Here is a 12737-nt window from a genome sequence, read left to right as displayed (position 1 = left end):
TTTGATAATGAGTTTAGATAAATTAAAAAATAGAGATGTTAGCGTAGATGATTATATAAACATATTTGAAGATAACTATCCAAAAACTTCATGGGAACATTTTAAACAAGTTATAAAAAGATCACTAAAGGGTGAACTTTTTAAAGGACTTGGAATTGTTTTAAATATTATGAGACAAGCACTATTTAAAGGTGAAATGCAAACAGTCCAATATCCAGCTGAAAAACTTCCTATTGGACCTAGATATAGAGCAGTTCATAAATTACTTGCACTTTTAGAATCTGGTGAAAATAGATGTATTGGATGTGGTCTTTGTGAGAAAATTTGTATTGCTGATTGTATTAGAATGGATACTAGAATTGACGAAAACTCTAGAAAAGAAGTACTTGAATATACAATTAATATGGGTAGATGTATCTTTTGTGGTTATTGTGCAGAAGTTTGTCCAGAGCTTGCAATTGTTCATGGTGGCAGATATGAAAATGCAAGTGAACAAAGAGCTCATTTTGCTTTAAAAGAGGATTTATTAACACCCCTTGATAAATTATTAGAGCAAAAAGAGTATCCAGGTTTTGGTGCTGTATCCCCTGATGCTGATAAAAAAATTAAAAAAACACCACTATTATATTAAGGAGTTTGAATGTTTGAGATTGTAGCCTTTTATCTTTTTGCATTTTTAACTGTATCAATGTTTTCAATTACAGTTTTTACAAATAACTCTTTATATGCATTAAGTTCATTAGCAGCTGGAATGATATTTATTTCAGCTTTTTTCTTTCTGCTAGGAGCAGAGTTTTTAGGAGCTGTACAAATTGTTGTTTATACAGGAGCTGTAATGGCTTTATATGCTTTTGGTATGATGTTTTTTGATTCTTTATCAACTGTAAAAGAGAATATAAAAAATCCAAGATTAGTATTTTTGTTAACTGGAATTTCTTCTTTAATTGTAGTGTTAATATTCACTGCTCCAATTATCGAATCAAATATTAATGCTCACTATCCTGTAAATACAGAATTAGGAAATTCACAACAAGTTGGAATTATACTGTTTACAAAATATTTAGTTCCCTTTGAAATTGCAGCAGTAATGCTCTTAGTTGCCATGATTGGTGGAATTATTCTAGCAGGTAAAAAGATGAATGTATCATATACAGAACTTAGTGAAGAACAAATTGATGCACTAGAAAAAGAAGAGAAAGAGAGAAACAAATGAGTTTAAATGCATATTTAATTTTATCTGCAATACTTTTTTTTATAGGGATGCTTGGAGTATTAAGAAGAAAAAATCTTTTAATGCTTTTCTTTTCAACAGAGATCATGTTAAATTCAGTAAATGTTGGACTTGCTGCTGTATCAAAATTTCAAGAAGATATCACAGGACAAATGTTTGCCTTTTTTATTGTTGCTGTTGCAGCAAGTGAGGTTGCTATAGGACTTGGACTTCTTATTCTTTGGTACAAGAAAAAAGGCTCAATCAATCTTGATACTTTACAAAGCATGAAAGGATAGGGGGGCAATGTTTATGGAAAATTATTTATATATTGCCCTTTTTGCTCCACTTGTAGGCTCACTAATAGCTGCTTTATTTTCAAATAGTAAAAAACAAACTTTTATTGGAGTATTAGCAACATTTTCTATTGCAATTTCAATGTTTGCTTCATTAAAACTTTTATATTTTGTTTATTCAACTGATGTAGTAGTTTTAACAAAACTTTTTTCATGGATAGAAATAGGTAATTTATCAATACCTTTTGGTTTTGTAGTTGATCAAGTAAGTGTTGTGATGATGGTTGTTGTAACAGTTGTTTCAACTATGGTTCATATTCATTCTATTGGTTATATGGAACATGATAAAAGTTTTAATAGATTTTTTGCATGGTTAGGGGCTTTTGTATTTTCAATGATGATTCTTGTTATGAGTGATAACTTCGCAGGATTGTTTATTGGATGGGAAGGTGTTGGTCTTTGTTCTTGGGGTTTAATTGGTTTTTGGTATTACAAAAAAGACCAAGAGTTATCAAATGATATTAAAAAATCACCATTTTCTACTTTATCACCATTCTCTTCTATTTCCCCTTCATTTGCAGCAAATGAAGCTTTTATCACAAATAGAATTGCTGATTTAGCAATGCTTTTAGGGATGTTTTTAATCTATTGGAATATTGGAAGCTTACAATATGATGTAGTGTTTGCAAATATAATTGCTTTGGATAATAGTTTAATTGTAGGGATTGCTATACTTTTATTTATAGGAGCAATGGGAAAATCAGCACAGTTTCCTTTTAATCAATGGCTTGCAAATGCAATGGAAGGACCAACTCCTGTTTCAGCACTAATTCATGCTGCAACAATGGTTACAGCTGGTGTTTATTTAGTAATAAGAGCAAATGAGATTTTTGTAGCAGCTCCAAATGTAGGATATTTTATTGCCTCTCTTGGTGCTTTTGTAGCAATTGGGGCTGCACTTATGGCATTAGTTGCAACAAATATTAAAAAAATCATTGCCTTTTCTACTTTATCTCAACTTGGATATATGTTTGTAGCAGCTGGGCTTGGAGCTTATTGGGTTGCATTATTTCACCTTGCAACTCATGCTTTCTTTAAGTCAGTTTTATTTTTAGGAGCTGGAAATGTTATGCATGCACTTAATGATGAAATAAATATAAAAAATATGGGTGGCTTATATAAGCATATGAAAGCAACTGCAATTATTATGATAATTGCTTCTCTTGCACTTGCTGGAATTTTCCCATTAGCAGGATTCTTCTCAAAAGATTTAATTTTAGAAGTTGCCTTTGGAAGTCATAGCTTTATAATCTGGACAGTGTTATTTATAACAGCAGGGTTTACTGCGTTTTATTCATTTAGACTTATTATGTATGTATTCTTTGGGAAAGAAAACTTCAAAGAGTTTAATTATCATCCACACGAAGCAAAGAGTTTTGTAATTGCTTCAATGTCAATTTTAGCTATTCTTTCAATAGTTGCAGGGTGGTTTAAACCTCTGTTCGTAGAGTTTGTAACTAAAAAACTTCCTGTACTAAATGTGCATTTAGATTATTCTACTATGTATCTTTTAATTGTTGCAACATCTGCTATTGTTTTAATTTCTATTGCCTTTGCAATTTTAAGATTTAGAAAAAGAGGTACTTATTTTTCTTCTTTCTTAGAAGATAAGTTTTTTTATAGATTATTAGCCAATCAATTTTATATTCCACACTTTATAGAAGCAATTGTAAATAAATCATATTTAATTCTTTCAATAATTGCATATAGAATTTTTGATATGAAAATAATAGATTTTATGGTTGATGGTATTGCAAAAGTAATTTATAAAAGTGGTGATAAAACAAGAGTTTCACAAAGTGGAAACTTATCAAGTTCCTTAAGATTAATGGTTTTGGGAATAGTTTTTCTTTTAGTTTTAGGTGTTGTTTTAGCAGTAGCAAGCCAAGGGGTTTATTAAGATGGAATATATTTTATCAATATTAATATTTTTTCCAGCAGTAGCAGCATTAATTGGGTTTTTGGTAAAACAAAACTCTATTAAGGCTTATGGAATTTGTGTTGCTGCAATGCAGTTTGTTTTATCACTTGTTCTTTGGTTGAAGTTTGATATCACAGAAGGACAAATGCAGTTTACTCATATAATTCCACTTATTAGTTCATATGGAATTAATTATAATGTTGGAGTTGATGGGATTTCATTGTTTTTAGTGATTATGACAACTTTTATGACGATGATTTCACTTATTGGTCTTAGTGAAAAAAGAGATTTAAAAAATTTAATTATCACAATTTTATTTTTAGAAATGACTATGGTGGGAGTATTTTTAGCCCTTGATGCAATTATTTTTTATACTTTCTGGGAATTATCATTAATACCTATGCTTTATATTATTGGAGCATGGGGTGGAAAGTTAAGAATTTATGCTTCTATTAAGTTCTTCTTATATACATTTTTAGGTTCTTTAATAATGCTTGTAGGAATGCTATATTTAGGATATATTTATTATATAACTACAGGAACTTATAGCTTTAGTTTAGAAGATTGGAATATGCTTATTTTACCATTTGATATGCAATTTTGGTTATTTATTGCATTCTTTTGTGGGTTTGCTGTTAAAGTTCCAATGTTCCCATTTCATACATGGCTTCCATATGCCCATGGTCAAGCCCCAACAATTGGTTCAGTAATCTTAGCTGCAATTTTACTTAAAATGGGAACATATGGGTTTGTTAGATTTTCATTACCACTTTTTCCTGATGCAAGTGTTTACTTCACAATTCCAATTGCTATTTTAGCTTTAATTGCAATTGTTTATACAGCAATGGTAGCTTATGCCCAAGAAGATATGAAGCAGGTTATTGCTTACTCTTCTGTTTCACATATGGGTGTGATTATCTTAGGGATTTTTGCACTAAATGTTGAAGGTATTGGTGGAGCAATTTTTCTTATGATTTCCCATGGTATTGTTTCAGGAGCTTTATTTATGTTAGTTGGAGTTGTTTATGATAGAACCCACACTAAGATGATAAAAGACTATGGTGGAATAGCTTCTGTTATGCCAAAATATGCAACTATTTTTGCAATTGTGCTTATGGCTTCAATTGGACTTCCTTTGACAATAGGTTTTGTAGGAGAGTTCTTATCTCTTCTTGGGTTTTTTAAAGTTAGCGCAACCTTAACTTTTATAGCTGGACTTACAATTATTTTTGGAGCAGTTTATATGTTAACAATGTATAAAAAAGTTTTTTTTGGTCCAATTAAAAATGAAAAGAATAATGAATTAAAGGATTTAAATAAAACAGAGTTAAGTGCTTTAATTCCTCTTGTTGCTTTAGTTGTAATATTAGGTGTTTATCCAAAACCTATTTTAAAATCAATAGAAACTTCTGTAAATCATGTAGTTGAGGTTATGAAAATAAAAGCTTTTGAAGACAATACAAGAGTTGAGATATTAGATAGAAACTCAATTGAAGGAGCTAGATAATGAATAGTATCTCACCAATTGCAATTGAGTTTGCAAGTTTAAACTTTCCAACTATTGTTCCAATGATTATAGCTATTCTTGGGGCATTGGTTATTTTAATAATTGATCTAATAAATAAAAACCTTGATAAATCACTTTATGTGATGATAGCAGTTTTATTTTTGATTATAGATTTAGGTGTAATTATTGGGTTCACTTCTGATGTAAGAGGTTTTTTTGATCTTTTATTAGTTGATGGGATTTCTATTTTATCTCAAGGAATTATAGTCTTAGCTTCAATATTCTTTGTACTAACAGCAATGGGTAAACTTAGATTTCAAGAGTACAGATATCCTGAATATTTTGCACTATATTTATTTATGGTAGCTGGATTTCAGTTTATGGTAAGTTCTGATTCTTTAATTTTGATACTTGTTGGACTTGAAACAGCATCTATGGCATTATATACAATGATTGCTATGCATAATAGATTAAATGCATTAGAAGCCGCTATTAAATACTTTACAATGGGAGTTTTATCCACTGCTTTTTTTGCTTTTGGTTCTTTGATTTTCTATGCAGTAACAGGTACTGTAGAGTTTGGAAAGATTTCTGAGGTTTTAGTTGCTTCAAATTATGAAAATTATCCGTTGATTCTTTTAGGTGTAGTATTTATTTTAGGTGCTTTAGGATTTAAGTTATCATTAGTTCCTTATCATACTTGGGTAGCAGATGTATATGAAGGTTCAACTGCATCACTTGCAGGATTTTTATCTATTGTTCCAAAGATGGCTGCCTTTGTAGTAGCCTTGAGGTTTTTTGAAATATTTATTGCAAGTTCAGATCCTTTTGTTGAAATAATTTTGTATATAACTGTGGTATTGACAATAACCATTCCAAATATTGTTGCTCTTTTACAAAATGATATAAAAAGAATGCTTGCATACTCTTCAATTTCAAACGCAGGTTTTGCAATGACTGCTATTTTAATAGGAAGTACACAAGCTACGGAAGGTCTTTTTTTATATTGGATGATGTTTTTAATCACTAACTTAGGAGCTTTTTCTCTTATATGGATAAATAGAAATAAAACAAGTAGTGATTTTTCTTCTACTTCTGATAATGCTATGGATAAATATTCAGGATTGATAAAAAAAGAGCCATTTTTTGCACTTTTAATGGGATTGTTTTTATTTTCTCTTGCAGGGATTCCTCCCTTTGCATTATTCTGGGGAAAACTTTATTTAATAGGAAGTGCTGTAAATGCTGGATATTTGATGTTGGCATTAATTATGATACTAAATTCTGCAATTGCAGGTTATTATTATTTAAAACCAATTGTGTTTATGTTTTTTAAAGAAGCAACTGAACAAAGAGATGATATTTTACTCAATTCAACAACTCCAATAAAAGTAGTAATAGGAGTTTGTACAGTATTAGTTATCTTTTCAATTTTTTTAATAGAACCATTATTAGAAATTATTTCATATTATGTTCAAATTTCAGGGTACTAAAAAATATTAGTACCCACGATTTATTTTTCAAAAGAAGCTATTAAATTATCAGCCATATTTTTCAATCTACTGCTATAACTTTTTATAAGATTGCTTTGTGGAGTTATAGCTTCCCAATCTAAAACTTTTGCTCCAATAGAAGTTGAAGCATGTTCCATATATCTTTTTGCAGTATAGAAACTATGGTTTAAAAAATATTTTGTTGTATTGTAGTTTATTAAAATAGACTTTTTTTGAAGACTTATTCTTCTTGGTGTTGAATTGGTTTGGCTATAAGGCCAATAATAGTAAGCAACTAAGCGTTCAGAAAATTTTTCATGAATTTTATTTTCTGAAAATAGGTTATTTCTATCTGCTAAAATAATATAAGCATCTGCTTCTTCTATTTCATCTATTGTTTTATTCATATCATCTTTAATAACACATTTAACAGGAGAATTTCCTTTTTTTAGTGTACAACATCTACATTGTGTACATCTAACAATTCTCATTTCACTTAATTTTAGTATGTAATTTTTTATCTTCATTGATTTAAGGTAATTAGATAAAAACTCTATGATTTTATTCATATCAGAGTGATAGGTTTCGGTACAGTCAATAAATTTTACAATCATATCCTTACCTTTTTTATATTCTAAATAGATATTAACAAAAGTATATAACTTTTAAGTGACAAAATCATTACTTAAAAAAGTTAATTTCTTTAATCTAATAATTTTGATTAAATGAAAAAGTAATCCATAACTTGATACAATCCCCATAGAAAATGAAATAAAGAAGGAATAGTCTTGAAAGAAATAAGTGTTGCACACTCTCCTGATGCTGATGATATTTTTATGTATTATGCGATTAAATTTGGATGGGTTACTCCTAAAGATGCAAAGTTTACTAATATTGCAGCGGATATTGAAACATTAAACCAAGCAACTTTAAAAGGTGAGTATGACATTTGTGCTATCTCTTTTGCTCTTTATCCTTTTGTTAAAGAAGATTTTGCACTTTTAAAAACTGCTGTATCTTTTGGTGAAGGCTATGGTCCTAAGTTAGTAAAGAAAAAAGATGTAAAGCTAAAAAGAAACTTCAAAGTAGCTCTTAGTGGTGAGTTTACAACAAATGCATTACTTTTTAAAATAGCTTATCCAGAAGCTAGAATCACATATATGAACTTTTTAGATATTGAGCAAGCAGTATTAGAGGGAACTGTTGATGCTGGTGTTTTAATTCATGAATCAATTCTTACTTTTGATAAAGAACTTGAAGTAGAAAAAGAGATGTGGGATATTTGGGAAGAGTTAAGTGGTGGAGGATTACCTTTACCTCTTGGAGGAATGTGTTTAAGAAGATCACTTCCTTTAACTAATGCAATTGATTATGAAAATACTTTAATAAAAGCCGTTGATGTTGCAAATAAAAATAGAAAAGTTTTAGCTCCTATGTTACTTGAAAAAGGTCTTATTAGAGTAGATGCCAATACTTTAGATAACTATTTAGACCTTTATGCAAATGATAATTCAGTTCAATTAAGTGATATTCAATATGAAGCTTTAGACAAGCTATATGAATTAGGATATAAGCATGGTTTTTATGAAGCTCAAGTAAAAGCAAAAGATTTTTTAATTCCAAGTGAATATGAGGAACTTCGTTCTAAATGAATAGTGAAAAGTGAATAATGAATAATTATACTAAAGAGATAGATTTTTCAAAGTACTCTTCTATTCACATAGGACCAAAAGCGCAAGTTCTAGTTATAAATGAGATTGGTGATTATAGTAATTATGTTATTTTAGGAAGAGCAAATAATGTTCTTATTTCAAATACTCATCCAAACTTTGCAGTTTTAGGTGAAGCCTTTGATTATATAAGAAAAGAAGATAACCTTTTATATGTAGGCTGTGCTACAAAATCTGGAAAGCTACTTTCATATGCAAAAAAGAATGACTTAGCAAACTTAGAATTTTTAGGAAAACTTCCAGGAAGTCTTGGTGGCTTAGTTAAAATGAATGCAGGACTTAAACAATGGGAAATTTTTAATTATATTCATTCAATAAAAACAAAAGATGGATATATTAAAAAAGATGATATTGAATATTCTTATAGAGAAACTAAAATAGATACAATAGTTTATGAGGTTGTATTTAATATTGAATATGGATTTTCAAAAGAACAAGCAGAACTTTTTAAACAAATGAGAGATAATCAACCACAAGTTGCTAGTGCGGGAAGTTGTTTTAAAAACCCAAAAGGTGATTTCGCAGGAAGATTAATTGAAGCAGTTGGTTTAAAAGGTTTTAAAAAGGGTGAAATGGGATTTAGCCAAAAGCATTCAAACTTTTTAGTTAATTATGGCAAGGGTAGTTTTGAGGATGCAATTTTTTTAATTAACCTAGCAAAACAGAGAATAAAAGATGAATTTAATATAGAAATAGAAGAAGAAATAATTATATATTAAGCTTAATAGAGTTTTCATTTTTTTATGTTAGAATTCAAAGCTTAAAATTAGTGTAAGGTATGATTTGGTGAAAAATTTAGTAATAGTAGAGTCTCCCGCAAAAGCAAAAACAATATCAAAGTTTTTAGGAAAAGATTTCAAAGTAATGGCTTCAATGGGGCATGTTAGAGATCTTCCAAAGTCAAAGTTGGGATTTGATCCTGAAAATAATTTTGAACCAAAGTATCTGGTTTCAACTGATAAGAAAAAAGTTATTAGTGATTTAAAAAAAGAGATTACAAAAGATACTACAATCTACCTAGCAGCCGATGAAGATAGAGAGGGAGAAGCTATCGCATGGCACTTAATTCCTGCACTAAAAATAGAAAAAAATCCATTAAAAAGGATTGTTTTTCATGAAATCACAAAAGATGCTATTTTAGAAGCTATTAATAATCCAAGGGAAGTAAATCAACATCTAGTAGATGCTCAACAAGCAAGAAGAATTCTTGATAGAGCAGTTGGTTATGAACTTTCTCCTTTACTTTGGAAGAAAGTAAGATATGGTCTAAGTGCAGGTAGAGTTCAATCAGTTGCAGTTAGAATTATTGTTGATAGAGAGAATGAAATTAGAGCATTTGAGCCTGAAGAGTTTTGGAAAATAAAGTCAAACTTCGCAAATCCAGAACTTGAAGCAATATTAGCAAAAGTTGATGGGAAAGCTAAAAAAATTAGAAATGAAGAAGAAGCAAAAGAGATTGAGGCTTCAGCTTTAGCTTCTAACTTCACTTTAGTAGATATTGAAGAAAAAGAATCAAAAAGAAATCCAGCAGCTCCATTTACTACTTCAACATTGCAACAAGAAGCAAGTAGAAAAATAGGGCTTTCAGTTAAGCAAACAATGGTAATTGCTCAACAATTATATGAAGGAAATGTTGGAAATATTCCAAATCATACAGGTGGTTTAATCACTTATATGAGAACAGACTCACTTAACCTTTCAAAAGTTGCTACAAGCGCAGCTAAAGAAGTAATTGAAACTGAATATGGGAAAGAGTATTCATTATCTAAACCAAGAGCATATAAGTCAAAAGCTAAAGGTGCACAAGAAGCTCACGAAGCAATTAGACCTGTTAATATGGCGCTAAAACCAAGTGACATTAAAGCATATGTAGAGCCAGCTCAATTTAGACTTTACTCTTTAATTTGGAAAAGAACACTTGCAACACAAATGGCACCAGCTGTTATTGCAAATACTACATATAAAATAGAAGCTGGAAAAGATAAAGAATTAGAGTTTCAAGCAAAGGGACAAAGAATTGTTTTTGCTGGATTTATGAAAGCTTATACTGAAGGAAGTGATAATCCAGAAAGCGCTTTAGATAGTAGTGAAAAGATTTTACCAACTATTAAAAAAGATACAGTTTTAGATTTAGAAAAACTAGATTTAGAACAAAATTTTACTAAACCACCAGCAAGATATACAGAAGCTTCTTTAGTTAAAAAATTAGAGAGTGAAGGAATTGGAAGACCTTCTACTTATGCACCAACTATTTCTACTATTCAACAAAGAGAATATGTAGAAAAAACAGAAGATAAAAAACTAGCCCCAACTGCTACAGGTGAAATCGTAAATAGCTTTTTAGTTGACCATTTCCCTGAAATTGTTGATTTAGGTTTTACTGCTAAAGTTGAAGAAGAGTTTGATGATATTGCAGAAGGTAAAATTGCTTGGCAACAAGTAATGAATGATTTTTATGGTGGTTTTAAAAAGACTATTGATGAAAAAGAAGAGAGTGTAAATAAAGAAGACTATTTACAAATTAGAGAAATAGGAACAGACCCAAAATCAGGTAAGCCAATTAGTGCAAGAGTTGGAAGATATGGTCCATTTGTTCAAATTGGAACAAAAGATGATGAAGAAAAGCCAAAGTTTGTAGCTATTCCTAATCATTTAAATATGGATACTATTACACTTGAAGAAGCACTATTTTTATTTACTCTTCCAAGGGTCGTGGGTCAAACAGATGAAGGTGAAGATATTAAAGCAAATATTGGTAGATTTGGTCCATATTTACAAGTTAAATCAACATACTACTCTTTAAAAGAAGATGACCCTTATACTATAAAAGAAGATAGAGCAAAAGAGGTTATAAAAGAAATATCTGAAGCAAAAGCAAAAGCTTTAATTAAAGATTTTCCAGAAGAAAAAGTTCAAGTTTTAATAGGAAGATATGGTCCATATATTAAAAAGGGAAGAAAAAACTTTAAAATTCCAAAGGGTGTTGAAGCTGAAGACTTAACTTTAGAGCAAGTATTAGAAATAATAGAAAAAGATCCTAAATCAAAGATTGGTGCAAAAAAGACAACAGCTAAAAAAGCACCTGCAAAGAAAACAACTAGAAAAAAATCTACAACAACTAAGAAAACGGCAACTACTAAAAAAACAACTAAATAGATGAAAATAGGAATATTATCGGATAGTCACCATAGAAGTGACTATACCCAAGAAGTGATTGAGCACTTAAAAGAAAAGAAGTGTGAATATCTTGTGCATGCAGGGGACTTGTGTATAGAAGAGAATTTACAACATTTAGAGAATTCTAACCTTAAATATATATCAGTTTTTGGAAATAATGATTCCTCTTTATTGTCCTATGTTAATAAATATAATATAAAACAAGAGCCATATCTTTTTAAGATAAAAGATATAAAATTTAAGTTGATGCATTTACCTTTTTATTTAAATGCAAATGATAGTGATGTTGTGATTTTTGGACATACACATATATTTGAGTGCCAGTATAATAATGGAACTTTATTTATAAATCCAGGGGAAGTTTGTGCTAGAGAGAAACCTTTGATTGAGTGTGTGATGTTAGAAATTAATGAAAATGAGTATATAATCAAGTATTACTCAAGAAATATAAATGAAAATAGTTTTTTAGAAAAAGAGATAAAATATGAGCGAAAATAAAGAGATTTTTTTATGTGCTATTTGTAATATAGAAAGTGGTACATGTAATGAAGATTGCAAGTTTTGTACGCAAAGTGTAAAGTATAAAGCTGATATTCAAAGATATAAGAAAAAAGCAATTGAACAAATTGTTGAAGAAGCAAAAAGAGCAAGAGCTAATAATGCAAATGGTTTCTGTCTTGTAACAGCAGGAAAAGGTTTAAATGATAAAAGACTAGCTTTTGTTTGTGAAGCTGCAAGGGCAGTAAAAAAAGAGAATTTAGGACTTATTTTAATTGCATGTAATGGTACAGCTTCAGTTGAGCAACTACAGACTTTAAAGGAAGCTGGAGTTGATGCATATAATCATAATCTTGAAACAGCAAGAGACTTTTATCCAGAGATTGTAACAACTCATACTTGGGATGAGAGATACCAAACATGTAAAAATGTAAAAGAAGTAGGTCTTAGACTTGTTTGTGGTGGTATTTTTGGTTTAGGTGAGTCTCAAGAACAAAGAGTTTCTATGCTTGAATCTATTGCATCATTAGAACCTATGAATGTACCTTTAAACTTTTTTCATCCAAATGAAGCATTGCCTTTAGTTGAAAATACTGTTACAAGAGAAGAAGCTTTTGAATTAATTGAATTAGCTAGAAAGATGGTGCCAAATGCAATGAAAATAATGGTTGCAGGTGGAAGAGAACTAATGTTTGGTGATGAGCAATATAAAATCTTTGAAAAAGGTGCAAATGCCTTTGTTATCGGGGATTATTTAACAACTGCTGGAAGAACACCTGCTGATGATATAGCTGAGCTTGAAAAGCAAGGTATTAAAGTTATTAGAGAAAGAAACTAAGTAGGTA

Annotated in this window: 12 protein-coding genes; 11 read left to right on the top strand and 1 reads right to left on the bottom strand. The window is 29.9% G+C overall.

The genetic code is table 11. The features are described from left to right. Positions 1–7: 7 nt before the first annotated feature. From nuoI to nuoN, 6 genes are read left to right on the top strand one after another with little or no spacing between them, the layout of a single operon-like run. A complete protein-coding gene (gene nuoI, locus CRV01_RS08580; RefSeq protein ID WP_129007796.1) occupies positions 8–631 on the top strand; it encodes an NADH-quinone oxidoreductase subunit NuoI in 624 nt (207 codons plus the stop codon). Positions 632–640: 9 nt separating this feature from the next. Further along, entirely contained in the window at positions 641–1213 is a 573-nt protein-coding gene (locus CRV01_RS08575) for an NADH-quinone oxidoreductase subunit J (protein WP_129007795.1), read from the top strand. Next, on the top strand, positions 1210–1509 hold the full coding sequence (nuoK, locus tag CRV01_RS08570; RefSeq protein WP_129007794.1) for an NADH-quinone oxidoreductase subunit NuoK: 300 nt from the start codon (positions 1210–1212) through the stop codon (positions 1507–1509). The genes CRV01_RS08575 and nuoK overlap by 4 nt, the downstream gene beginning before the upstream one ends. Before the next feature lie 13 nt (positions 1510–1522). Next, positions 1523–3466 carry an NADH-quinone oxidoreductase subunit L gene (gene nuoL / locus CRV01_RS08565; RefSeq protein WP_129007793.1) on the top strand — a complete coding sequence of 648 codons (1944 nt, stop codon included), beginning with the start codon at positions 1523–1525 and terminating at the stop codon, positions 3464–3466. Position 3467: 1 nt separating this feature from the next. After that, positions 3468–4994, top strand: a complete 1527-nt coding sequence (locus CRV01_RS08560; protein WP_129007792.1) for an NADH-quinone oxidoreductase subunit M — start codon at positions 3468–3470, stop codon at positions 4992–4994. Then, positions 4994–6487 (top strand): NADH-quinone oxidoreductase subunit NuoN, encoded by a 1494-nt coding sequence (gene nuoN, locus CRV01_RS08555; protein WP_129007791.1) that lies wholly within the window; start codon positions 4994–4996, stop codon positions 6485–6487. Before CRV01_RS08560 ends, nuoN begins: the two co-directional genes overlap by 1 nt. Positions 6488–6507: 20 nt before the next feature. Here nuoN and CRV01_RS08550 read toward each other — a convergent pair whose 3' ends face one another. Next, entirely contained in the window at positions 6508–7101 is a 594-nt protein-coding gene (locus CRV01_RS08550) for a flavodoxin family protein (protein WP_129007790.1), read from the bottom strand. 174 nt (positions 7102–7275) lie between these two features. Here CRV01_RS08550 and CRV01_RS08545 point away from each other — a divergent pair, with 174 nt between their 5' ends. The 5 genes from CRV01_RS08545 to CRV01_RS08525 all read left to right on the top strand — a co-directional run bounded on the left by CRV01_RS08545 (position 7276) and on the right by CRV01_RS08525 (position 12730). Continuing rightward, positions 7276–8139: a menaquinone biosynthesis family protein gene (locus CRV01_RS08545; protein WP_129007789.1), complete on the top strand. Its 864-nt coding sequence runs from the start codon at positions 7276–7278 to the stop codon at positions 8137–8139. A gap of 17 nt (positions 8140–8156) precedes the next feature. Then, positions 8157–8936 carry a UDP-N-acetylmuramate dehydrogenase gene (locus tag CRV01_RS08540; protein ID WP_129007788.1) on the top strand — a complete coding sequence of 260 codons (780 nt, stop codon included), beginning with the start codon at positions 8157–8159 and terminating at the stop codon, positions 8934–8936. 67 nt (positions 8937–9003) lie between these two features. Then, complete coding sequence (gene topA, locus CRV01_RS08535; RefSeq protein ID WP_129007787.1) at positions 9004–11373, top strand: type I DNA topoisomerase; 2370 nt, start codon at positions 9004–9006, stop codon at positions 11371–11373. Beyond that, positions 11374–11892, top strand: coding sequence for a metallophosphoesterase (locus CRV01_RS08530; protein WP_129007786.1), 519 nt, complete (start codon positions 11374–11376; stop codon positions 11890–11892). It abuts the gene before it with no gap. Beyond that, entirely contained in the window at positions 11879–12730 is an 852-nt protein-coding gene (locus CRV01_RS08525; protein ID WP_129007785.1) for a biotin synthase, read from the top strand. Before CRV01_RS08530 ends, CRV01_RS08525 begins: the two co-directional genes overlap by 14 nt. Positions 12731–12737: the final 7 nt, after the last annotated feature.

Origin of the sequence: Arcobacter sp. CECT 8983 (assembly GCF_004118855.1) — a bacterium.
GTDB lineage: Bacteria > Campylobacterota > Campylobacteria > Campylobacterales > Arcobacteraceae > Halarcobacter.
Note: the sequence above shows the minus strand (reverse complement) of the source record. Positions and strands in the feature narration are given on the sequence as shown.

Bases quoted from the DNA above. Each gene is read 5' to 3' on its own strand.
- nuoI (WP_129007796.1), top strand. From the start codon at position 8: ATGAGTTTAGATAAATTAAAAAATAGAGATGTTAGCGTAGATGATTAT.
- CRV01_RS08575 (WP_129007795.1), top strand. From the start codon at position 641: ATGTTTGAGATTGTAGCCTTTTATCTTTTTGCATTTTTAACTGTATCA.
- nuoK (WP_129007794.1), top strand. From the start codon at position 1,210: ATGAGTTTAAATGCATATTTAATTTTATCTGCAATACTTTTTTTTATA.
- nuoL (WP_129007793.1), top strand. From the start codon at position 1,523: ATGGAAAATTATTTATATATTGCCCTTTTTGCTCCACTTGTAGGCTCA.
- CRV01_RS08560 (WP_129007792.1), top strand. From the start codon at position 3,468: ATGGAATATATTTTATCAATATTAATATTTTTTCCAGCAGTAGCAGCA.
- nuoN (WP_129007791.1), top strand. From the start codon at position 4,994: ATGAATAGTATCTCACCAATTGCAATTGAGTTTGCAAGTTTAAACTTT.
- CRV01_RS08550 (WP_129007790.1), bottom strand. From the start codon at position 7,101: ATGATTGTAAAATTTATTGACTGTACCGAAACCTATCACTCTGATATG.
- CRV01_RS08540 (WP_129007788.1), top strand. From the start codon at position 8,157: ATGAATAATTATACTAAAGAGATAGATTTTTCAAAGTACTCTTCTATT.
- CRV01_RS08530 (WP_129007786.1), top strand. From the start codon at position 11,374: ATGAAAATAGGAATATTATCGGATAGTCACCATAGAAGTGACTATACC.
- CRV01_RS08525 (WP_129007785.1), top strand. From the start codon at position 11,879: ATGAGCGAAAATAAAGAGATTTTTTTATGTGCTATTTGTAATATAGAA.